Origin of the sequence: Streptomyces sp. NPDC048278, from assembly GCF_040652195.1 — a bacterium.
In the GTDB taxonomy this organism is placed as follows: Bacteria; Actinomycetota; Actinomycetes; order Streptomycetales; family Streptomycetaceae; genus Streptomyces.
This window is the reverse complement of record NZ_JBEZLP010000022.1, coordinates 160,750-184,793: the sequence shown is the minus strand read 5'-3', so window position 1 is coordinate 184,793 and position 24,044 is coordinate 160,750. Positions and strand designations below refer to the sequence as shown.

General features: G+C 72.0%; 12 protein-coding genes. 10 read left to right on the top strand and 2 right to left on the bottom strand.

Annotated features, from left to right (window positions below):
- The first annotated feature begins 210 nt into the window (after positions 1-210).
- The 8 genes from AB0D74_RS32255 to AB0D74_RS32220 all read left to right on the top strand — a co-directional run bounded on the left by AB0D74_RS32255 (position 211) and on the right by AB0D74_RS32220 (position 15,577).
- A complete protein-coding gene (locus AB0D74_RS32255; RefSeq protein ID WP_362594823.1) occupies positions 211-4,923 on the top strand; it encodes an amino acid adenylation domain-containing protein in 4,713 nt (1,570 codons plus the stop codon).
- 82 nt (positions 4,924-5,005) lie between these two features.
- The gene (locus tag AB0D74_RS32250) at positions 5,006-6,592 is read left to right on the top strand and encodes a tryptophan halogenase family protein (RefSeq protein ID WP_362594821.1); all 1,587 of its coding nucleotides are present in this window, start codon (positions 5,006-5,008) and stop codon (positions 6,590-6,592) included.
- A 52-nt stretch (positions 6,593-6,644) separates the two neighbouring features.
- A complete protein-coding gene (locus AB0D74_RS32245) occupies positions 6,645-7,151 on the top strand; it encodes a flavin reductase family protein (RefSeq protein ID WP_362594819.1) in 507 nt (168 codons plus the stop codon).
- Complete coding sequence (locus tag AB0D74_RS32240; protein ID WP_362594817.1) at positions 7,144-8,475, top strand: cation:proton antiporter; 1,332 nt, start codon at positions 7,144-7,146, stop codon at positions 8,473-8,475. The genes AB0D74_RS32245 and AB0D74_RS32240 overlap by 8 nt, the downstream gene beginning before the upstream one ends.
- A 326-nt stretch (positions 8,476-8,801) precedes the next feature.
- Positions 8,802-9,407 carry a class I SAM-dependent methyltransferase gene (locus tag AB0D74_RS32235; RefSeq protein WP_362594815.1) on the top strand — a complete coding sequence of 202 codons (606 nt, stop codon included), beginning with the start codon at positions 8,802-8,804 and terminating at the stop codon, positions 9,405-9,407.
- Positions 9,408-9,691: 284 nt separating this feature from the next.
- Entirely contained in the window at positions 9,692-10,675 is a 984-nt protein-coding gene (locus tag AB0D74_RS32230) for a hypothetical protein (RefSeq protein ID WP_362594813.1), read from the top strand.
- 109 nt (positions 10,676-10,784) lie between these two features.
- Positions 10,785-12,632 carry an HSP90 family protein gene (locus AB0D74_RS32225; protein ID WP_362594811.1) on the top strand — a complete coding sequence of 616 codons (1,848 nt, stop codon included), beginning with the start codon at positions 10,785-10,787 and terminating at the stop codon, positions 12,630-12,632.
- 2 nt (positions 12,633-12,634) lie between these two features.
- Positions 12,635-15,577 (top strand): hypothetical protein, encoded by a 2,943-nt coding sequence (locus tag AB0D74_RS32220; RefSeq protein ID WP_362594809.1) that lies wholly within the window; start codon positions 12,635-12,637, stop codon positions 15,575-15,577.
- Positions 15,578-15,596: 19 nt separating this feature from the next.
- On the opposite strand, the gene AB0D74_RS32215 is transcribed toward AB0D74_RS32220, so the two are convergent.
- A complete protein-coding gene (locus AB0D74_RS32215) occupies positions 15,597-16,760 on the bottom strand; it encodes a cytochrome P450 (RefSeq protein WP_362594807.1) in 1,164 nt (387 codons plus the stop codon).
- A 172-nt stretch (positions 16,761-16,932) separates the two neighbouring features.
- Between AB0D74_RS32215 and AB0D74_RS32210 the strand changes: the two genes are divergently transcribed.
- Both AB0D74_RS32210 and AB0D74_RS32205 read left to right on the top strand, forming a co-directional pair.
- On the top strand, positions 16,933-17,586 hold the full coding sequence (locus tag AB0D74_RS32210; RefSeq protein WP_362594805.1) for a helix-turn-helix domain-containing protein: 654 nt from the start codon (positions 16,933-16,935) through the stop codon (positions 17,584-17,586).
- A 345-nt stretch (positions 17,587-17,931) separates the two neighbouring features.
- Entirely contained in the window at positions 17,932-21,261 is a 3,330-nt protein-coding gene (locus tag AB0D74_RS32205) for a lectin (RefSeq protein ID WP_362594803.1), read from the top strand.
- A 78-nt stretch (positions 21,262-21,339) separates the two neighbouring features.
- Here the strand turns inward: AB0D74_RS32205 and AB0D74_RS32200 are convergent, their stop codons facing one another.
- Entirely contained in the window at positions 21,340-24,000 is a 2,661-nt protein-coding gene (locus tag AB0D74_RS32200; protein ID WP_362594801.1) for a trehalase family glycosidase, read from the bottom strand.
- Positions 24,001-24,044 lie beyond the last annotated feature (44 nt).

The following is a 24,044-nucleotide window of genomic DNA, read 5'->3' as shown; positions in this document are numbered from 1 at the left end:
TGGCTGCGGCCCGTCGCTCCCGGTGTGGTGGGGGAGTTGTACGTAGCAGGTGTTCAGCTGGCTCGTGGTTATGTCGGTAACGCGCCGTTGTCCGCCGAGCGTTTCGTCGCCTGCCCGTTCGGGTGGGGTGTGCGGATGTATCGCACCGGGGACCGGGCTCGCTGGACTTCCGACGGTCGGCTGGTGTTCGCCGGTCGGGTGGATGATCAGGTGAAGATTCGTGGGTTCCGGATCGAGCCGGGTGAGGTGCAGGCGGTCGTCGCCGCACACCCCCAGGTCGGGCAGGCCACGGTGATGGCCCGGGCGGATGGTGTCGGCGAGATGCGCCTGGTCGCGTACGTCGTACCTGACCGGTCGGCACCGGACGCACGGGAACTCGTGGCTGCTGTGCAGGAGTTCGCTGCTTCGCGGTTGCCGGGGTACATGGTGCCGTCGGCTGTCGTGGTGCTGGACGAGTTGCCGTTGAATGCGAACGGGAAGGTGGACCGTGCGGCTCTGCCGGCTCCCGAGGCTGCGGCGGGTAGCTCGGGGCGTGCCCCGGCGGATGTCCGTGAGGAGCTGCTGTGTGCCGCCTTCGCGCAGGTGCTCGGAGTGGATTCCGTCGGTGTGGACGACGACTTCTTCGTGCTCGGCGGGCATTCCCTGCTTGCAGTCCGGCTGGTCTCCCGTGTCCGGGTGCTGCTCGGCGAGGAGGTGGGGGTCCGGGCGTTGTTCCAGGCGCCGACGCCCGCGGCCCTGGCGGTCTACCTCGGTGCGGCCCGGGCGGATGGCATCCTCCGTCCTGCGCTGACCGCTGCTGTCGAGCGGCCCGGCCGGCCTCCGCTGTCTTTTGCGCAGCAGCGCCTGTGGTTCCTGGCCCAGCTCGAAGGCCCAAGCCCCACCTACAACATTCCCACCGTTCTACGGCTCTCGGCCGACGTGGACGCGACCGCACTCGGTGCCGCACTGCGTGACGTACTCGGGCGGCACGAGGTACTCCGCACGAGGTTCCCTGCGGTCGACGGGGAGCCGTATCAGCACGTCGTACCGGTGGCGGAGCTGGACTGGGACCTGGAGACCGTCGACCTGGCGGACGCGTCGCCCGCGGAGGTGTCGGAAGCCGTCATGGTGCGGGCGCGCCATGCCTTCGATCTGGAGGGTGAGATACCTGTACGGGCGTCGCTGCTCAGGATCGGTGACGCGGGGACGGCGTTGGTGCTGGTGGTGCATCACATCGCGGGGGACGGCTGGTCGATGGGGCCGTTGGCGCGGGACCTCTCGGCGGCGTATGCGGCGCGGTGTGAGGGGCGGGCGCCGGAGTGGGTGCCGTTGCCGGTGCAGTACGCGGACTACACGCTGTGGCAGCGGGAGTTGCTCGGCGACGAGGATGACCCGGAGAGCTTGATAAGCCGTCAGGTCGCCTACTGGCGGCAGGCATTGGACGGTGTGCCCGAGGAACTCGACCTGCCCTTCGACCACCCCCGCCCACCGGTGGCAACGCATCGCGGCCACAGTGTTCCGCTGGACATTCCGGCGGATGTGCACGCCGGGCTGGTCGAGTTGGCCAGGGCCGAGGGTGTGACGGTGTTCATGGTGTTGCAGGCTGCGCTGGCGGTGCTGTTGTCGCGGTTGGGTGCGGGGGAGGACATTCCGATCGGGTCTGCGGTGGCGGGGCGTACGGACGAGGGGCTTGACGATCTCGTCGGGTTCTTCGTGAACACCCTGGTCATCCGTACCGACCTCTCGGGTGACCCGGCTTTCCGGGATGTGCTGGCGCGGGTGCGGGAGCGCAGTCTTGCCGCGCTGGAAAACCAGGACGTCCCCTTCGAACGGCTCGTCGAGGAACTGGCCCCGACCCGCTCACTCGCCCGGCACCCGCTCTTCCAGGTCGTACTCGGTGTGGAGAACGTCGAGCACACGGTCGCGGACCTGCCGCGCGCGCAGTCGGCGAGGCTCGGCAACCCGGTCGTCGAGCGGGGGGCCGTAGCGCCCACGGGCGCCAACTCCCTGACCGCGACCGCGAAATTCGACCTGGAGCTGACCGTCAGGGAGTCGCTGGACGGCGACGGCAGGCCCGCGGGTCTTCGTGGCGCGGTCACCGCGGCGGCGGACGTCTTCGACCCGGCGACCGTCGGGCTCCTCACCGAGCGGTGGGTGCGGGTCGTGAGGCAGGTGGCCGTCGAGCCCGAACGGCACCTGCACGAGATCCAGGTGCTCGCCGAAGCCGAACGGGAGGAGTTGCTGGCCGACTGGAACGACTCCGCTGCCCCGGTGCCGGCCCGCACGGTGGTCGAGCTGTTCGAGGCACAGGTGGTGCGCACGCCGGACGCGCCCGCCCTGCTCGGTGACGGTGTCGAGATCTCGTACGCCGGACTCGACGCCCGTGCCGACCGGCTCGCCCGGCATCTGACCGGACGGGAGGTGCGGGCCGAATCCGTGGTGGCGGTCCTGATGGAGCGGGGCGCCGGACTCGTCACGGCTCTCGTCGGAGTGCTGAAGGCGGGGGCGGCGTATCTGCCGATCGACCCGCAGCAGCCGGCCGAACGGCTGGCCTACCTCCTGGCCGACAGCGGCGCCGCGCACGTACTCACCTCCCGCGCCTGCGCCCGGCTCCTGGACGAGGCCGCCGTGGCCGCCGCCACGACACGCGCCCCGCAGGACGCCGCCCTGATCACCGACGTGCCGCGCACCGTACTGGACGACCTGGACCTGGCTGGGGACCTCGACCTGGACCGTGTCGGCATCTCGCCCCAGCAGGCGGCATACGTGATCTACACCTCCGGTTCCACCGGGCGCCCCAAGGGGGTCGTCCTGTCCCATGCGGGCGCCGTGAACCTCGCCGAGGCACAGCGCCGGCGGCTCGGGGTACGGGCCGGGGACCGGGTCCTCCAGTTCGCCAGCGTGGGCTTCGACGCCGCGACCTGGGAGCTGCTCATGGCGCTGGGCGCGGGCGCCGCGCTGGTGGTGGCGCCTGCCGACGAGCTGTCGCCGGGCACCGGGCTCGCGGAGGTCGTGGACCGGTGGCGGGTCAGCCATGCGACGCTGCCGCCCGCCGTACTGGCGGTGGAACAGCCCGCCGACTACGCCGGCCTGCGCACGCTCGTGTCGGCGGGCTCCGCGCTCGACCCGAGGGTTGCCGAGCGCTGGGCCGAAGGGCGGGAGCTGGTCAACGCCTACGGGCCGACCGAGACCACCGTCTGCGCCACCATGTCCGCGCCCCTGAACCCGGTACGGGTGGCGGGCGGAGCCGTGGACATCGGCGGACCCGTCGCCAACACCCGGCTGTACGTGCTCGACGAGTGGCTGCAGCCGGTGCCGGCCGGGGTGACCGGTGAGTTGTACGTCGCCGGGGCGGGGCTGGCCCGTGGTTACGCGGGCAGGCCCGGCCTGACGACGGAACGGTTCGTGGCCTGCCCGTTCGCCGCAGGGGAGCGGATGTACCGTACCGGCGACCGGATGCGGTGGACCGCGGACGGCAACCTGGTCTTCGCGGGACGGGCCGACGACCAGGTGAAGATCCGCGGCTTCCGGATCGAGCCGGGTGAGATCCAGGCCGTGCTCGCCGCGCACCCGGGGCTCGCGCAGGCGGCTGTCGTCGCTCGCGAGGACACTCCGGGCGATCCGAGGTTGGTGGCCTACGTCGTCCCGGCCGACGGCTCCGAGGGCCCGGACGGCCAGGAGGGTCCCGACGACGCCGACGGCTCCGACAACGCCGACGGCTCCGACAACGCCGACGGTCCTGACGAGGCCGTGGCCCCCCGGCTGCTCGCCGAACTGCGGGCCTTCGCCCGGCAGCGGCTGCCGGAGTACATGGTCCCGGCCGCGTTCGTCGTACTCGCCGGACTCCCGCTCACGGTGAACGGCAAACTCGACCGCGCCGCGCTGCCCGCACCCGACCCGACCGCGCCGGGACGGACCCGTGGCGCCCGCCGCGGTCCCGGCACGGTGCTGGAGGACCTGCTGTGCGAGACGTTCGCCGAGGTGCTCGGGCTCGCGGAGTTCGGGCTCGACGACAACTTCTTCCAGTGCGGGGGCCATTCACTGCTGGCGGTCAAGCTCGTGGCCCGGCTGCGGGAACGAGGTGTGTCGGTCTCCGTCGGCACGCTGCTCGCCGCCCCCACGGTGGCCGCGCTGCTGAACCGGATGGACCTGTCGTCGGTGGCAGACTCGCTGGACGTGCTCCTGCCGCTGAAGACCGACGGCAGCCACGCCCCGTTCTTCTGCGTCCACCCGGCCGGCGGCCTCAGCTGGTCGTACAGCCCGCTGGTCCGCCACGTGCCGCGCGAGATGCGCCTGTACGGGCTCCAGGCCCGCGGCTTCGACGGCAGCAGCGCGTTCGCCGCCTCCGTCACGGAGATGGCGGCCGACTACATCCGGCAGATCCGCTCCGTCCAGGAGGCCGGGCCCTACCACGTGCTCGGGTTCTCGGCCGGTGGCATCCCGGCCCACGAGATCGCCGTACAACTGGAGGCGGCCGGCGAGGAGGTCGTACTCGTCATCCTCGACGCCTATCCGGAACATCAGCCGGAACAGCAGCCGGAACACTCCGAACAGCCGGAAGAGTCTGAAGAGTCTGAAGAGTCAGCGCAGTTCGAACGGCGAGGGCCCGATCTGGACCGGCTGGTGGCCAGGATGCAGGCGGAGGCCGGCGAGACGCTCGGCGGACTCTCCGACGCGGAGATCCAGATCTTCGCCCGCGTCTACCAGAACAACGCGTCCATCAACTCCGCGCACCGGTGCGGCCGTTTCGGCGGTGACGCGCTGCTCGTCGTCGCCGCCGCGGACAAGCCGGACGACGAACCCACCACCGAACGCTGGCGCCCGCACATCGCCGGCGACATCACCGAAGAACGCCTTGCGTGCCGGCACTCGGACCTGCTGGCACCCGACCGACTCGGCGAGGCCTGGGCGCGCATCGCCGCCTGGCTCGGCCTGGAGAACTGACCCACCACGACGGCACCGATCAGGGGGACGGTGCCGCAGCGCATCAATACGGCGAAAAATCAAGGAAATGGAGTGACAAAACATGAATGCTCCTGTCAGTGATCAGTCCCGTTCGGCTGCCGTGGAGAACGTCGTCATCGTCGGCGGTGGTACGGCGGGATGGATGACGGCGGCGTACCTGACCGCCGCCTTCGGCGACCGGGTCAAGATCACGCTGGTGGAGTCGGCGGACGTCGGCACGATCGGCGTCGGCGAGGCCACGTTCAGCGACATCAGGCACTACTTCGAGTTCCTCGGCCTGGCCGAGCGGGACTGGATGCCCGCGTGCAACGCCACGTACAAGCTCGCGGTCCGGTTCGAGAACTGGCGTGAGCCGGGGCACCACTTCTACCACCCGTTCGAGCAGCTCGGGTCGGTCAAGGGCTTCCCGCTCACCGACTGGTGGCTGCGCTACCCGACCACCAGCCGGTTCGACGTCGACTGCTTCGTGATGGCCAACCTGTGCGACGCCGGGCGCAGTCCGCGTTACCTCGACGGGCGCCTGCTGGAACAGGAGTTCGTCGAGAACGACGAACTGCCCACGACCATCGCCGACTACCAGGGCGCGCAGTTCCCCTACGCCTACCACTTCGAGGCGCACCTGCTGGCCAAGTTCCTCACCAGGTACGCCACCCAGCGCGGGGTGCGGCACGTCGTCGACACCGTGCAGGACGTGGGGCTCGACGAGCGCGGCTGGATCTCGCACGTGCAGACCGCCGAGCACGGCCGCCTGACGGGCGACCTGTTCGTCGACTGCACCGGTTTCCGCGCGCTGCTCCTGAACAAGACGCTGGACGAGCCGTTCGTGTCGTACCAGGACACCCTGCCCAACGACAGCGCGGTCGCCCTCCAGGTGCCCATGGACATGGACAAGGACCCGCTGCGGCCGTGCACCACGGCCACCGCCCAGGACGCGGGCTGGATCTGGACCATCCCGCTGATCAGCCGGATCGGCACCGGATACGTCTACTCCCGGGACTACCTGGAGCCCGAGGAGGCCGAGCGGACGCTGCGCGAGTTCGTCGGCCCCGCCGCCGCGGACGTCCAGGCCAACCACATCAGGATGCGGATCGGCCGCAGCCGGCGGTCATGGGTCAACAACTGTGTGGCCATAGGCCTGTCCAGCGGGTTCGTCGAGCCGCTGGAGTCCACCGGCATCTTCTTCATCCACTACGCCATCGAGCAACTGGTCAAGTACTACCCGGCCGCCGACTGGGACCTCTCGCTGCGCGAGCAGTACAACGCCTCGGTGACGAACGTCATGGACGGCGTCCGTGAGTTCCTCGTCCTGCACTACCGGGGCGCCAAGCGCGCCGACAACCAGTACTGGCGGGACACCAACACCCGCGCCATACCCGACGCGCTCGCCGAGCGGCTGGAGCAGTGGGAGAGCAAGGTCCCGGACACGGGCAGCGTCTACCCCCGCTACCACGGCCTGCCGCCGTACTCGTACAACTGCATCCTGCTCGGCACCGGCGGCATCGACGTACGGCCCTCGCCGGCGCTCGACCTGATCGACGAGAAGGACGCGCTGGCCGAGTTCCAGCTCATCAAGGACAAGGCCCGCGCGCTGGTGGCGAGTCTGCCCACCCAGAACGAGTACTTCCGGAGGATGCGTGACGGCGCGTGAGCGCGGGACACACGGGCCGGCGCCGGGCGGCTCGGGTGAGGTGAGGGTGCCGATGGACGGCGAGTTCCGCGAGATGATGGCGGGCTTCCCCACCGGTGTGTCGGTGGTCACCGCCCGGCGGGGCGTCGACCCGCCCTGGGGGATGACGTGTTCGTCCCTGTGCAGTCTGAGCACGGCTCCGCCGCGGCTGCTGGTCTGTCTGCGCGCCCAGAGTCCGACCCTGGACGCGGTGCTCGCCAGCGGCGCGTTCGCGGTGAACCTGCTGCACGGGGACGCGGAGGACGTGGCGGCGCTCTTCGCCTCCGGCGCGGCGGACCGGTTCGAGCGGGTGGTGTGGAAACCGTCCGCCCGGACCGGCAGCCCCGCCCTGGTGGAGTCCGCGCACGCCATCGCGGACTGCACCGTCGCGCGCACCCACCCCGACGGCGACCACGTGATCGTCGTCGGGGTGGTGCGGTCCGTCGAACGCTTCGACCGGGACAGCTCGCTGCTCTACGGCTTCCGGCAGTACGGCGAGCTGTCCCGTCCGTTGCCCGTGTCTCGGGGTGTGCGTGACTGACACCCTGGCGGCGGCGCCGGTCCCGCCGATCGGCGCGCACCCGATGCTCCTCTTCCTGCTCCAGGTGGGTGTGCTGCTGTCGCTGGCGATCGTGCTGGGCAGACTGGCCGGACGGCTGGGGCTGCCCGCCATCGTCGGGGAGTTGAGCGCGGGGGTGCTGCTCGGTCCCTCGCTGGCCGGCTGGGCCGCCCCGGGCGCGGCCGGGTGGCTGCTGCCCCGGCAGCCGGAGCAGATGCACCTGCTCGACGCGGTCGGACAGGTCGCGGTGCTGCTGCTGGTGGGGCTGACGGGCATGGAGACGGACCTGCGGATGATCCGCCGCCGACGGTCCACCGCGCTACGGGTCAGCCTCGCCGGGCTGCTCGTCCCGCTGGGCCTCGGCATCGCGCTCGGCTACCCGCTGGCCGGTCTGCTCGACTCGGACTCCGACACCCCGGTGTTCGTGATGTTCATGGGCGTGGCCATGTGTGTCAGCGCCATACCGGTGATCGCCAAGACGCTGATGGACATGGGGCTGATCCACCGGGACGTCGGTCAGCTCACGCTCGCCGCGGGCATGATCGACGACGCGTTCGGCTGGATGATGCTGTCGGTGATCTCGGCGGCGGCGGTCGGCGGGCTGACCGCCGGGACGGTCGGCCGTTCGGTCGGTGCGCTGGTGCTGGTGGTCGTGCTGGCCGTGGTGGTCGGCAGACCGGTCGTCCGGCGCGTGCTGCGCCGGTGCGGCCCCTCCGCCGAGCGGACGGTGGCCGCGGTCGCGGCCCTGCTGCTGATGTCGGCCGCGGGTACGCAGGCGCTGGGTCTTGAGCCGGTGTTCGGGGCGTTCGTCTGCGGCATCCTGATCGGCTCAAGCCGGGAGTGGGTGCCGGCCAGGACGGCGTCCCTGCGCACGGTGGTGCCGGCCGCCCTGGCACCGGTGTTCTTCGCGACCGCCGGGCTGCGGATCGATCTGCGCGCCCTGGCGAAGCCGCCGGTGCTGGCCGCGGCGCTGATCGTGCTCGCCGTCGCGGTGATCGGCAAGTTCACCGGCGCGTTCGTGGGCGCACGCCTGAGCCGCCTGAGCCGCTGGGAGGCGCTGGCGCTGGGCGCCGGGATGAACGCACGCGGCGTGGTCGAGGTGATCGTGGCCATGGTCGGGCTGCGCCTGGGCGTCCTGACGACCGACTCCTACACGATCATCGTGCTCGTCGCCGTGGCCACGTCCGTCATGGCACCCCCGATCCTGGCCTTCGCCATGAAACGGATCGACTGCACGAAGGAGGAGGAACTCCGCCTCCGAGCCTGGGGCGGACCGTCGGTACCGAGCGGCGAGGGGGTGGCCTAGCGGCCTAGCGGCCTAGCGGCCTAGCGGCCTAGCGGCGGGGCGGCGGGGCGGCTTGGCGGCGGGGCGGTGAGACAGCGGGATGGCGGGGGCGGGCGGGAGGTGAGGTGGCGGGGGCGCGGGAGACGTGTTGGGCGGCGTCGAGGTGGCCGGCGAGGTGCGGAAGCGTCCGTGGCGTCCGCGAGGAGCCTGCTCGCGGGCGGTGTCATCTCCCCGAGGGCCCGCGGCAGAGGCCGTCCGCCACGGCCGTCGCCGACGGCCGGCCCCGGCCCGCGCGGGTGATTCGGGCGTGTCTTCGAGCGGCACGCGGTCGGCCTATAGTTCGTCGCATGAGTCGCTGGCACGAGCTGACCGGTGGGACGTCCGGACGGGAGTACGCCGCCCGGTTCGCCGCCGTGGCCCGGAGCGGCAAGGACGTGCACGGTGAGGCGCGGTTCTGCGCGGCGCTCGTGCCCGTCGGGGCGCGTGTGCTGGACGCCGGGTGCGGTACCGGGCGGGTCATGATCCGGCTCGCGGAGCTCGGGTACGACTGCGTCGGGGTCGATCTCGACGCGTCGATGCTGGCAGTGGCGCGGGAGCAGGCGCCTGAACTGCCCTGGATCCAGGCCGACCTGGCCGAGTTCGAGCCCAGCCGGCTCGGCATCGCGGCGGACTTCGATCTCGTGGTCGCCGCGGGCAACATCTTCCCGTTGCTCGCCGCCGGCACCGAGGCCGCCGTGGTCGGGCGCCTGGCGGCGGCCCTGCGCCCGGGCGGTCTGCTGGTCGCCGGCTTCGGCCTGGACGAGGCCCATCTGCCCGTACCGCCCGGCATCACCCTGCCCGAGTACGACGACTGCTGCGCCGCGGCCGGCCTCACTCCCGTCGACCGCTTCGCCACCTGGGACGCCGCCCCGTACGACGGCGGCGGGTACGCCGTCAGCGTCCACCGCCGCTGAACGCCCCGTTCACCGCCACCGAACCCGTCCGCGCCGCCACCGCCCCCCCCACTCACGGCCACCGCCCCCCACTCACCGCCACCGCCCCCCTCACTCACCGCCACCCCCCGCCCACCCCCGCCGAACCCATCCGCGCCGCAGCCGAAACCCCGGCTGCCGCGCCCGTCACACCCTTGGTGGGAGGGGTCGTCGTGGGTCCCCCGTGAAAACCCTGTGGAAGTGATGTCGGTGGGGCCGCTTATGCTGCACCGGAATGATCACGCGGAACCTGGGGAGGGCGCGGCATGTTCGGCAAGCTGTTCGGTAGAGGCGGGGAGAAACCGGCGGCGGATCCGCATGCGCTTCCCGTGCCGCGCAGGCAGAACGGGGTGTACAAGCTGCAGTCCCTCGGGGACACCCGGGTCATGGCGCTGCTGGTGGCGGCGGAGTCGGGGGACTGGGACGCGGTGAGGATGGCGTCCGCCCACTTCGATCTCGGCCGCGACCACCAGGTGCTGGGCGAGCTGTCCGACGTCGACGGTATGCAGGACTGGATCGGCCGGGCCGCCGAGGAGGACGAGGAGCACCGGGCGACGGCGCTGCTGATGTCCGGGGCGCGGCACATCAGCTGGGGCTGGGAGGCGCGAACCTCCGCCCGTGCCACGGACGTCTCGCGGGACCAGTGGCGCGTCTTCTACGAGCGGCTGGAGATCGCGGAGGAGCACCTGCTCGAAGCGGCCGAGCTGCGGCCGGAGTGGATCACCCCGTGGCGGCGCCTGCTCACCTCGGGCCGCGGCATGTCGGTGGGCACCGCCGTCAACGAGGCCCGGTTCGACGCGGCCCTGCGCCGCGACCCGCTGGACCTGGCGACCCACATCGAGTGGGTGTCGCACCTGCAGCCCCGCTGGCACGGCGAGCCGGGCCAGGCGCTGGAGTTCGCGCGGAAGGCGTTCGCCGGCGCTCCCGACGGCCATCGTCTCGGCTGCGTGGTCGCCATGGCCCACATCGAGGACTGGGTGGAGTCGGACGACAAGGACTGCCTCGACACCCCCGAGATCCAGCGCGAGTTGAGGGACGCGGCCGAGCGGAGCATCCTCCACCCCGGTTACGAGCGGCGCCCGGGCTGGCAGGAGGACTTCAACATCTTCGCCATGGCCCTGTCGCTGGCGGCCGAGACCGTCGTGGCCCCACGGGTCTTCCACGAGCTGGACGGTGCCTGGACCCGGTGGCCCTGGACCTACATGGCGCAGCCGGAGAAGACGTACGCCCGCTTCCGGCGCCGCGCCTGAACCGGCCGCCGTCACCGGTGCCTCCCGTGCCGCGCTCGCCGGTGTCGCCCGCGCCGCCCGGCGCACCTTCCGCCCGTCACTTCTCGATCACCCCACCCCGGACTCTGTGATGACTCTGCCCCACACCCCCGCGAGCCCGGCCGGCGCCGACCGCACCTTCCAGGTGGACCTGCGCGGCCTCGTCGACCTCCTCTCCCACCACCTCTACTCCAGCCCGCGCGTCTACCTGCGCGAACTCCTGCAGAACGCGGTGGACGCGCTGACCGCCCGGCACAGCCTCGAACCGGGCGCCGCCGCAGGCGCGTTCGGCATCCGCCTGTACGCCGACGGTTCGGTGGTCCGGGTGGAGGACGACGGGGTCGGCCTCACCGAGGCCGACGTGCACACCTTCCTCGCCACCATCGGCCGCAGCAGCAAACGGGCGGAGCAGGTCGCCGAGCAACGGGCCGACTTCATCGGCCAGTTCGGCATCGGCCTGCTCTCCTGCTTCCTGGTCGCCGACGAGATCCACGTCGTCAGCCGGTCCGCCCGCACCCCCGACGCCCCCGCCGTGGAGTGGCGGGGCCGCGGCGACGGCAGCTACACCGTCCGCGCGCTGCCCGCCACCGCCCGCCCCCGGCCCGGCACCACCGTCACACTCACCCCCCGCGCCGACGCGGGGGAGTGGACCCGGCCGGTCCAAGTACAGGCGCTGGCACGGCACTTCGGCTCCCTGCTGCGCCACCCGGTGACCTTCGAGGACGGCGCAGGCGGCCCTGCCGCACCCGTCAATCCCGAGCCCGCACCCTGGGCGCGCAGCTACCCCACACCGGGCGCGCGCTCCCGTGCGCTGGCCGCGTACGGCGAGGAGATCTTCGGCTTCACGCCGCTGGACACCATCGACCTGGACCTGCCGGCCGTGGGTCTGAAGGGCATCGCCTGCGTGCTCCCCGAGGCGGTGCCGGCCGGGCGCCGCCACGGCCACCGCGTGCACGTCAAGGGCATGCTGCTGTCCGAGCAGGCCGAGGAGATCCTGCCCGAGTGGGCGTTCTTCGTCCGCTGCGTCCTCGACGCCGAGAGCCTGCGCCCGACCGCGTCCCGCGAGTCCCTGTACGAGGACGACACCCTCGCCGCGGTCCGCGACGCCCTCGCCGAACGGCTGCGCTCCTGGATCGCCCGGACCGCCGCCAGCGACCCCGACCTCCTCGGCCGTTTCCTCCAGACGCACCACCTGGCCGTCAAGTCGCTCGCCGTGCACGACGACGAGATCCTGCGGATGCTGCTGCCGTGGCTGCCGTTCGAGACCACCGACGGACACGCCACCCTCGACGAGTTCGCGCGCACCCACCGCACCGTCCTCGTGACCTCCAGCGTCGAGGAGTTCCGGCAGGTGGCGGCGATCGCCGCGGCGGCCGGGCTCGGTGTCGTCAACGGCGGCTACACCTACGACCGCGAACTGGTCCACCGGCTGCCGGAGATCAGGCCCGAGGTCGCCGTCGCCGATCTCGACCCGGGCACCCTCACCGCCCACCTCGACACCGTCGACCGGGAGACGGAGCTCGCCGCCGCGGCCTACCTCGCGCAGGCCCGCGACGCCCTCGCCGTCTTCGACTGCGACGTCGCCCTGCGCACCTTCCAACCCGCCTCCGCGCCCGCCCTCCTCCTCGACAGCCGCGAGGCCCGGCACGAGCGCAGCCGCTCCCAGCTCGCCCGCGAGCAGCAGGGCGGCGTGTGGGGCGACATCCTCGGCCACCTGCGCCAGGAGGCCCCGCGGGCCCAGCTGATCCTCAACCAGCTCAACCCGCTGGTCCGCACCGCGGTCACCATCGACGAGCCCGAACTGGCCCGCACCAGCGCCGAAGCCCTCTACGGGCAGGCCGCGATGCTGTCCCGGCGCCCGCTCAGGCCCGCCGAGTCGAGCCTCATCAACCGCTCCTTCCTCGACCTCCTCGCCCACGCCCTCCGCAAGGACAGCTGACGATGCCCTCCGCACCCCATCCCCAGAACACGGACGAGCTGTACCAGGCGCTCCAGGAGAACGACCGGCGCCCCTACGGCCGCACCCGCACCGTCACGGCCGAGGAACTGACCGAGGCCGCCGAGCAGTTCGCGGAACCCCGGGCGCTCGTCCACGCGCTCCTGGAACTCCAGGAGGCCTACACCTACGGCTCTGAACCCCGTAAGTCGCCGGTCGTCTTCGCCCGCCTGCTCACCCTCTTCGACGAACAGCCCGACGTTTTCGACGAGCGGCTGCGGCACATGCTGTTCTGGCGGTTCAAGTGGGTGGCCAACGCCCTGATCGCGCTCCCCGAGATACCCCTCGCGAGTCTGCGCCAGTGGCTGACCGAGATGCGCGACCGGTACGAGAAGGCCGGCCTGGCGCTCCAGCCCTACTACGCACAGGCCTACCGGCTCGCCGCCCACGCCGGCGAGGACACCGGCCTCGCCTACGAACTGTGGGCGGGACGCACCCGGACCCGGCTCAGCGACTGCGAGGCCTGCGAGATCTGCGACCGCGCCCTGTACCACCTCGACGGGGACGACGACGAGCGGGCGCTGCGCACCTGGGAGCCCGTCCTGGCCGGGAAGGAGTCCTGCCAGGAGGAGCCCGCCCGGTCCGTCTCCTACGCGCTGCTTCCCCTGCTGCGCACCGGCGCCGCCGACCGGGCCCGCGCCCTGCACCTCTCCGGCTACCGCGCCTGCCGCCGCAACCCCTCGATGTCCGGCGAGGTCGGCCGCCACCTGGAGTTCTGCGCGCTCACCGGCAACGAGGCCCGCGGCCTCGAACTCCTCGCGGAGAACCGGAACCTGTTCGACGAGGTCGACTCGCCGCTGGACCAGCTCGGCTTCCTCACCGGCGTGGAGGTCCTCCTCCAGCGCGTCGAACTCCTCGGCCACGGCGGGCTGCCCGCCGCCGGCTACGCGGGCCGCACCTGGACGGTGGCCGGCCTGCGCGCCGAGGTGCGGGGCCGCGCCGACGACCTCGCCGCCCGCTTCGACACCCGCAACGGCACCACGGCCCACACCGACCGGCGCCGGGCCCGCCTCGACCGCGCCCCCCTCCTGGACGCACTCGAACTGACCCTGCGCGCCCGTGGCCTCGACGACGTGGCCCCGGCGGCCGTACCCGCGCCCGCCTCGGCGCCTGCCGCCGTGCCCGAGTCGCTGCCCGAACTCATCACCCGGGCACGGGAGCTGGACGACCGGGGACATCCGGACGCGGTGGCCTGCTGGGCCCGGCTGCGCACCCTCGTCGCCGCCCCCGGCTACGTCCACCCCGACGACCCGGCCGTGGGGCCGCTCGTACGGCTGCGCGCCGACCTGCTGGAGGACGAGGCGGGCCGGGCGGGCGACAAGGAGGAGTTCGACGAGGCCGCCGCCCGGTACGAGGAGGCCGCGGGCCTGTACGACGAGGCCGGGGCGCCCGGCCACGCGGCGCTCGCCCGTGCCTGCGCGCTGCTGCCCGCGGGCGGCCTTCCCGGCGAGCACGGCGACGAGGCCGAGGAGCGGGCCGCCGCGCTGACCGCCGCCCACGCGGCCCTGGTCCGGCTGCACGAGGAGGCGTCGGGCCTCGCCCCGTACCAGGAGGCCCGTCTGCTGCGGCTGCGGGCGACCGCGCTCGGCATGCGGTTGCAGACGTCGAGGAACGACGAACACATCGCGCCGGTCCTCGCCGAGGTGGACCTGCTGCTCGACTTCGCCACCCGGCACGACATCACCGGACAGGTCTCCGGCGCCCTTCTGCTGCGGGCCAGCACGTACGCCGTCTCCGGCGACCTGCCCACCGCGATCACGCAGATCGACGCCCTCCTCGACCGGCTGAAGGCGGACGGCCCCGCCTGGTACCTGCCCCGCACGTTCGCGCTGCGCGGCCGGATCCAGCTCGGCCTCAAGGATCCGAAGGCCGCGCACGCGGACCTGACCGAGGGCCTGCGGCTGGCGGCCGACTGGCCGTCCCACGCCGGCGGCGCCGCCCGCCTCCACGGTGACCTGGCCGAGGCGTCCATGCGGCTGGGCCGCCCCGACGAGGCGCTGCGGCACCTGACCCGCTCCGCGGAGCTGGAACTGCGCCGCGGCAGCCGCTTCGACGCGTTCTGCACCTACAGCAACGCGGCCCAGCTCACTCTCGACCTGGGCCGCGTCGAGGACTGCATCGCGCTGCTCGACTCCCTCCTGGCCGAACCGGACATCGCCGCCGGGGAGGTGGACGACCGGCTCGTCGCCCAGCTGCGCCTGGCCCGCGCCCGCGCGCTGCACGCGGGGGAGGACCTCAAGGCCGCCACGGCGGAGTACGCCGCCCTCGCGGCCGAGTCGGCCGGCTGGGACGACGACCCCGGCAGCCACGCCATGATCGCCGCGGAGACCGCCATGCTCCTCGCCGAGTCCGGCGAGTTCGGCCCGGCCCGCGAAGCCGCCGACCAGGCCCTCGCCGCGCACGCCAGGGAACCGCGCTACGAGCAGCTCAGCAGCTGCCTGCGCGAACTCGCCCGCCTCCAGGCCCAGCAGCAGGGTGCCGAGGGCCTGGCCGACGCGCTCGCCCTGCTCGCCGACGCCGGCCGGGTCGCCGACGAGGCCCGGGCCGCGGGGTACCGGGCCCGGGGCCGCGACCTGGACAGCGCCCTCGCCTACGAGCACGGGCGGGTCAACGCCTACGCCAAGGAGTACGAGACCTCCCTGACCGCTCTGGACAAGGCGCTCGTCCTCCTCGGTGAACCCGAACCCGACTCCCACGACCGGGACCACGTCGGCGAGTGGGCCGAGTGCGTCCGGCTCGCGGCCGTCGTGCAGGGCCTCTACCTGGAACGCCCCGAGCCCGCCCTCGCCCGCCTGGACGGGGCGGTCTCGCGGCTCACCGACCTGGGCCACGCCGAGGAGACCGAGCCGCTGACCACCCTGGCGGCCCGGCTGCGCGACGAGGGCTGACCCGGCGGGCGTGCCACCCTCACCAGGTCACGGGCAGCTCGCTGACCCCGCCGGTGAGGGTGGTGCGCATCGTGAGGTCGTCGACGTCCTTGGCGAGCCGCAGACCGGGCAGGCGTTCGGCGAGGGCGGCGAAGACGATGCGGAGTTCCGTGCGGGCCAGGCTCGCCCCGATGCAGAAGTGCGGGCCGTGGCCGAATCCGAGGTGGTTGCGTTCCGGACGGTCGGGGTCGAAGGTCTCGGCGTCGGTGTAGACGGACGCGTCGCGGTTGGCCGAGTTGATGGAGAGGATCACGGCGTCGCCGCTGCGGATGGTGACCCCGGCGACGTCGACGTCGGTGTGGGCGTAGCGCAGCAGACCGAGGTCGCCGGGTGCGCCCAGGCGCATGATCTCCTCGACCGTGGCGTTGACCCGGCCGGCCGGGTCGGCGGTCAGTGCCTGCCACTGGTCGGGGCGGGTGAGCAGGAAGAGCGTGCCCAGCCCGATGCGGTTCACGGTGGTCTCGTGGCCGGCGAAGAGCAGCCCGACGCAGAGCCTGATCATCTCGGAGTAGTCGAAGTCCGCGTCGGCGCTCTGGGCGCGGACGAGGTCGGAGATGACGTCCTCGCCGGGCCGGGGGCGTTTGGCCTCGGCGAGCGTCGTCATGTACTCGTTGAACTCCTCGCGGGCCCGTTCGGCCTCGCCGCCGATGGCGTAGTTCGCCATCCGCTCCGACAGCGAGGCGAAGTGCTCGCGGTCGCTCTCGGGCACGCCGAGCAGCCGGCAGATGACCGCGACGGGCACCGGGAAGGCGAGTCCTGCGTGCAGGTCGACCACGCCGTCGGGCGCGGCGGCCCGTTCGGCGAGCATCCGGTCGATGCAGTCGTCCACCAGCTGCCGTACGTGATCGGAGAGCATCACCATGCGCCGGGCGGAGAACGCCGGGGTCAGCAGGCGGCGCATCCGGGTGTGGTCGGCCTCCTCGGTGGCGTAGTCGCCCGAGGGGCCCTCCTGCACCGCGGCGCTCGTGATGCGGGACGCCCGTTCCGGCTCGGGATGGGAGCGGCCCAGCCGCTTGTCGCCGAGGAGGTCGCGGACCTCCTCGAAGCGGGTCACCAGCCAGGCCGGATCCCCGGCCGGGGTGGTGACCGGCGTGATCGGCGCCTCCCGGCGCAGCACCGCGTAGAGGGGTGCGAGATCAAGCACGTTCGGTCGTGCGAAAGGTAGTCGGGAACGCTCGGCGGCACCGTTCATGGTCCTCCTCCTGGACCTCGGAACGCGATCTTCCGGCACTTCGACCGTAACACTTTATTGTCAGTCACTGCCAATAATGTTTTCGGCCAGTCGCCGCACGGCTCCGGCGTGGTTGGATCGCCCGATGGAGGACGTGACGGTGGACAGTGGCCCGATAGCGCCCCGCCGCGGACGGCCCCCGGTGAGCGACCGGCAGCGGCAGCGGCAGCGCCTGGAGATCTCCCGCCACGCGGTCCGGCTGTTCGCCGCGCACGGGGTGGCCGCCACCTCCGGCGAGCAGATCGCACGGGCGGCCGGTGTCTCGGAACGCACGCTGTGGCGCTACTTCCCCAGCAAGGAAAGCTGTGTCGAGCCGCTGCTCACCCGGTCGGTCGCGGCCTTCCGCACGGTCCTGCACGCCTGGCCGCCCGGCGTCGACCTCACCGAGCACCTGCGCGCCGCCTACCGGCCCGCACTCGACCCGTCGGCCGACGGGGACGCCGAGGCGGTCCTCACGGTGATCCGGCTGACCCACGGCGAACCCGCGCTGCGCGCCGTCTATCTGGTGCTCAGGGAGCGTGCGGAGGACACGTTCGCCGAAGTGCTCGCCGAACGCGCGGGCGGGGCGGCCGACCCGCTCGACGTCCGGATGCGGGCCGCCACCATGAGCGCCGTGCTCAAGGTGGCGACCGACGACCTCGCCCGGGCCGTGGCCGAGGAGGGCGTCACCCCCGAGGCGCTGCGCCGGCACCGCGAACAGCTCGCCGACGCGCTCAGCCTCGTCTCCCGGGGACGGTAGGGGCGTTGCCAGGGAGCCGTAACTCCCGCAAGCGCCCACGGCATTGAGCCCGGCGCACGCCCCTTCGTGAACTTCGCGCCCAGAAAGTCTTGTTGGCCTCGTTGACACGCCGCAAGCGCAGGCGTTTCACTCGACTCTCGTGCATGGCAACGTTGTCAGGCCGTGGGAGCGACCGGATTCGTTGCCTGTCGCCGGCATTCCGGTGGTTTTCGGCGCGCCGACACCTGATGTGCGAAGCACGAACTGCTGCGGAGGCAACCGATGGTGAGACCCCGACGTCCAGCCGCACCACGCTCCACCCGAGAGAGATTCCGCAGGCGCCTCGCCGTGGTCTGCGTCCTGGGCATGGCAGCCCTGCCGCTCACCGCGGCGGGCAGCGCCCATGCCGCGAGCGCCGGCACGCCGGCCCTCGTGACGGACCCCGCGTCCCTCGTCAACCCCCTGATCGGCACCTCCGGCGCGGTGGACACCTTCCCCGGCCCCGACATGCCGGCCGGCATGGTGCAGTGGGGTCCCGACACGACGCCGAACCGCCCCGACGGCGGCGGCTACGAGTACGCCGACAAGAAGATCTCCGGCTTCAGCCTCACCCACGTCTCGGGACCGGGCTGCCCGGTCGCGGGCGACCTGCCCGTGCTGCCGGTGACCGGCGCGCTCTCGGGCAACCTCGGCAGCACGTCGGTCGGTTTCAGCCACGCCGACGAGCAGGCGGCCGTCGGGTCGTACAAGGTCACCGACGCCAACGGCGTGAAGACCGAGCTGACCGACACCACCCGCGCCGGTCTCGGCACCTTCACGTTCCCCGCGGGACAGCAGGCGAACCTGCTGTTCAAGCTGAGCGGGGGCGCCACCCAGGTCGACGGGACCCGGGTCCAGGTGGTGAACGGCAAGGAGATCAGCGGCGCGATCGACAGCGGCCACTTCTGCGGCGCGAGCAACCGGTACACGCTGCACTTCGACATCAAGTTCGACCGGCCGTTCGCGGCGAGCGGCACCTGGGTCGGCAGCACCATCACCCCCGACGCGAAGTCGCTGAAGGCGGGCAAGGTCAGCCCGGCCCCGCAGAAGTCCACGTCCAGGCCGCTGAAGGAGAAGCACTTCACCGTCCCGGCGAAGCCGGCCCCGACGGTCCACGGAAACGCTGCCAAGGCCTCCGCCAAGACCTCCGCGACCCCGAGCGCCAGTGCCGCCTCCCGGCTGTCCAAGGCCGCCGACGCCGCCCAGCCGCCCACGACCGGCGCCAACGGCATGTACCTCACCTTCGACACCTCCGCGAACACCACGGTCACCGCGAAGGTCGGCATCTCGTACACGAGCGACGCCAACGCGGCGGGCAACCTCTCCGCCGAGATCAGGAACTGGAACGCCGGCGCCGTCGAGAAGGCCAACCACGACGCCTGGAACGCGGTGCTGAAGAAGATCGAGGTGGGCGGCGGATCCGCCGACCAGCAGACGCAGTTCTACACCGCGCTCTACCACGCCCTGCTGCACCCGAACGTCTTCTCCGACGCCAACGGCCAGTACATGGGCATGGACAACCAGATCCACAAGCTCGCCAAGGGCCAGAAGGCGCAGTACGCCAACTACTCGGGCTGGGACACCTACCGCTCCCAGACCCAGCTGATGGCGCTGGCCGAGCCCAAGGTCGCCAGTGACGTCGTCACCTCGATGCTCAACGGCTACGACCAGACGGGCCTGCTGCCCAAGTGGGCCTCGAACAACGGCGAGAGCTACGTCATGGTCGGCGACCCGGCCGCCGGCATCATCGCCGACGCGTACGCCTTCGGCGCGACGGACTTCGACACGGCCAAGGCCCTCGCCGCCCTCCAGCACGAGGCCACCGTCCCCAACAACGACCGCCCCGGCGAGTCGGTACGGGACGCCAAGGGCTACCTCCCGCTGGACGAGAACGACTACAACTGCTGCAACTTCTACGGCCCCGTCTCCACCCAACTGGAGTACGACAGCGCCGACTACGCCCTCGCCGCCTTCGCGAAGTCGCTCGGAAAGACGGACGTCTACACGAAGTTCGCCACCCGCGCCCAGGACTGGATGAACGTCTTCAACCCGCAGACCGGCTACATGCAGGCGAAGAACAAGGACGGCCAGTTCGCGGGCGGCTTCACCCCCGGCACCTCCAACGGCTTCGTGGAGGGCACCTCCGCCCAGTACACCCCGATGGTCCCCTTCAACCTGCAACAGCTCATCCAGGCCCGCGGCGGCACCAAGGCGTACTCGGCCTACCTGGACAGCCTCCTCGACGACATCACCAGCCCCGGCGGCACCGACGCCGACCTGAGCAACGAGCCCAGCGTCGAGATCCCCTGGGAGTACAACTACACGGGCCAGCCGTGGAAGACGCAGGCGGCCGTCCGCGCGGCCCAGCAGGGCCTGTACTTCAACGCCCCGGTCGGCTCGTTCGGCAACGACGACCTCGGCGCCATGAGCTCCTGGTACGTCTGGTCCGAGCTCGGCATGTACCCGGAGACCCCGGGCACGGACACCCTGGTCCTCGGCAGCCCGGCGTTCCCGACGGCGCAGGTGACCTTCGGCAACGGCAGGACGGTGCGGATCAACGCCCCGCAGGCCGCGCCCGACGCGCCCTACGTGCAGTCGCTCGACGTCAAGGGCAAGGCGTGGAACGCGTCCTGGCTGACGTTCCAGCAGTTCAAGGGTGCGGGCACGCTCGACTACACGCTCGGCACCCAGCCGAACACCTCCTGGGCGTCCGGCCCTTCGGCGGTACCGCCGTCGGACACCACGGGCGGCGGCCGGGTCCTGGCGGCGACCGGTCCCAGCAACGGCCTGGTCCTCCAGCCGGGCACCGGCGACGACGCCACCCTGAACCTGACCAACCTCGGCGCCAAGGCCGTCACGGTCGACTGGACGGCGACGGCGCCCTCCGGCGTCACCCTGGACACCGCCTCCGGCTCGCTGACGGTGCCCGCCGCGGGCAGCGCCGAGGCCAAGGTCCACGTGACGGCGGGCGCGACCGAGGGAACGTACCCGGTCACCTTCGCCCTGACCGACCACGCCACCGGTACGGCCCTGTCCGGCGCGACCCTGCGGGTGGCCGTCGCCAAGGCCGGCGCGCTGTGGCCGTACGCCACCAACGAGGGCATCTACCCCGACGGCACCACCTATTCGGGCGGGTTCGACGGCGGCGGCTGGGCCTACTCGCAGAACGCGCTGTCGGCGGCCGGCGTCACGAGCGGCTCCACCCTCACGGTCGACGGCGTCTCCTACACCTGGCCGACGGTGACCTCCGGTCAGCTCGACAACCTGGAGATGGCCGGCCAGACGATCCCGATGCCGGCCGGCACCTCCGGGTCGTCGCTCGGGCTGCTGGGCTCCGCGGTCAACGCACCGACCGACGGCAGCGGGGTCTCGGGCACGCTCACCGTCACCTACACCGACGGCACCACCTCCCAGGCGACGGTCGGCTTCTCGGACTGGACGCTCAACGGCGGCCCGAGCAAGCCGCTGCCGGGTGACACCACGGCCGTCACCACCGCCTACCGGAACACCGGGAGCGGCGGCCGGGACGGCGTGAAGACCTACGTCTTCGCCACGAAGGTCGCGCTGGATCCGTCCAAGCAGGTGGCGTCGGTGACGCTGCCGGTGACCGGCCAGACCGGCACCGACCACCTGTTCGCCTACGGCTTCGGTCAGTAACTCCGCTGACTCCACGGGAAAGAGGGCCGGTTCCCCGGGCATCCGCCCCGGGGGACCGGCCCTCCTCCGCGCCTGCCGCTACTGGACGTAGCAGTTCTTGACCGTCCCGGCCGCCGGGTCGTCGAAGACAGCGTTGTCACAGGGCGTGCCGCCCGTGAAGCTGCCGTAGGCGTAGCGGCCGTCGGCCCCGTAGGCGACCTCGTGGGTGCCGGTGAACGAACAACTCCCGTTCTCCGCCGCGCAGGTGGTCCACGTCGTGAACGTGGGCGGCGGGGCCGTCAGGTAGCAGGACTTGGCGGTGCCGGGCGTGGGGTCGGGGAAGGCCGTGTTGTCGCAGGCGGTGCTCGGCACGGTGGCATAGGTGTACGTGCCGTTCGCGCCGTAGGCGACGGTCATCACCCCGGCGTACGAGCAGGTGCCGCCCTCGGTGGCGCAGGGGGTCCACACGTTCGTCGTGGGCGGCGGGGCCTGGACGTAACAGGCCTTGGCCATGCCGCTGACCGGGTCGTCGCCGAACGCCGTGTTCGTGCACGCGGTGTCTCCGGTGGCGGTGAGGTAGTCGAACCGGCCCTGGGCGCCGAAGGCGAGGGTCTGCGTGCCGGAGACGGCGCAGCTGCCGTTCTCCAGTGCACACTGCGCCCAGGTGCCCGGCAGCGCGGTGTGCTCGGTGGGCGACACGGTGCCCGTGGCGGGATAGGCGACGGTGTACGAACCGGGCTGCACGCCGCGGAAGTAGATGTAGTCGGCGTCCTGGTCCGCGCTCGCGACGCCGGTGGCGCCGGTGAAGGCGGTGCCGTTCCATGCGGTGGTGCCGTTGATCGTGACCGTGTGGTCCAGCCCGAACCTCGGTACGGCGATCACCCCGGTGGAGCCGGTGTCGGAGCCCGTGTCGACCCGCAGGGTGAAGTCGCCGGCGGCGGGGTGGTCGTAGCCGACGTGGACGGTCTTTCCGGCGGCCACGGTCAGGGTGCCCTCGACATGGGTGAGGTCACCGGGGTGCGGGACGACCTGGTAGGCGGTGCCGCCCGCGCCGGTCGGCTGGATGCCCAGGACGTCGGAGGTGAGCGCGCCGGTGGGCCCGGTGGACCAGCCGTGCGCCATGCTGGTGAAGGAACCGCCGTAGGGGCCGACATCGCCCTGGTTCGAATACCCCTCCCAGAACGTGCTGTTGGTGCCGATCGGCGAGTCGAGCATGAAGCCCCACTCGGTCCTGATGAGGTTCAGGGCGTTGGTGTCGTCGCCGGCGGCGAGGTGGGCGTAGACCTCCATGGAGCCGGTGAACGGCGAGATGTTGTTGTTCCACTCCGGGGTCTGCGCGCCGCGGCTGCCCCAGCGGGTGCGCAGGTAGGCGGTCACGCTGTCGGCCTGTGCGGCGGAGGAGGTCACGCCGTACCAGACGGCGAGGGAGTTCCCGTCCTGCGGGTGGACGGTGCTGGTGGGGTTGTCCTTGTAGGCGCCGGTGGACGCGTCCCACAGACGGGAGTTGATCTGCGTCCTCAGGGCCGCGGCCTGGTTGCCGTAGCCGGTCGCCAGCGTGCCGTCGCCCTCGGTGCGGGCCAGGGACGCGCCGGTGGTCAGGACCCGGTAGAGCATGGCGTTGGCCGCGATGTTCTCCCCGCCCTGGCCGGTGCGGGCCCAGTCCAGGGTCCCGGTGACACCGAGCAGACCGTTCGAGTCGACCTTGGCGGTGATGAAGTCCACGCCGCGCTTGTACTGCGCCCAGATGCCGTCGAGCCAGCTCCGGTCGGCGGTGTCCAGGTAGTAGGTGTAGGTGCCGAGCAGCGTCCACAGGTGGTATGTGTCGGACCCGAAGAGATTGAACTCCGGCCCGCCCCAGGGGAGTTCGCCGGTCGGCTGCTGGATCTGGTAGACGGTGGTCAGGGAGTTGCGGGCGGCGGTCATGTCGCCGGTGCTCACATATGCCGTGGGTATGGAGATGCCCAGGTCGCCGGGCCACACGGAGCGGTCGCGCTTGGCCCCGTCGGACAGCACCTCGCTGCCCACCCCCACCACCGCGTTGTTCTCCCACCCGGAGGAGACCGGCGGATACGGCCGCCCCTGGGTCGGATCGATGGTGTCCATCTGCACGGTGTAGGCGCCCGCGTACCAGATGCGGTTGAGCAGCGTGTCGTTGGAGTAGAAGTAGTCCGGGTAGGCCGCCGGATTCGTGGCTCCGGGGGCGGCCGAGAACGCGAGCGAGACGCCGTTGACGTCCACCCAGCCACCGGAGTCGAGGAAGAGCGTCAGATAACGGAAGCCGCCGCGCAGCTTGTCGGCGGGCATGGTGTAGCTGCCGGCGCCGTCGGCCGTCGCGTAGATCGCGCCGTCCGTACCGCCGCCCGAGTTGTCGCTGCTGTTGCCGACGTACAGCGACGACTCGCTGAAGGCCAGCCCCACGCGCTGCCCGGCACCGCTCGCCCCGGAGAAGGAGAGGGTGACGATGCCGCCGACCTCCTTGCCGAAGTCCAGGGTCACGGCGGAGCCGTTGCCGTTCAGCCGGGTGGCCTGGTGCGACAGCACATGGGTGGGGTCGTTCACCGAGCCGGCGGTCCGGTACACCGAGACCGGTGCGAGCGTCCGCGAGGTCGGAGCGAGGTCGTAGGGGTCGCCGGGGGTGGCCGCGGCCGAGGTGGCGGCCTCCGCCGGCGGCGGGGACCCGAAGGGCGCCACGCCGCCGAAGGCCAGGCCGAGGCCGACGACGAGCGCGATGCGGAACGCGCCTTTGAAGGAATGGTTCACGGGATGTCTCTCCTCGGTCTCGTGGGGGAGGGCTTGCGTGCTTG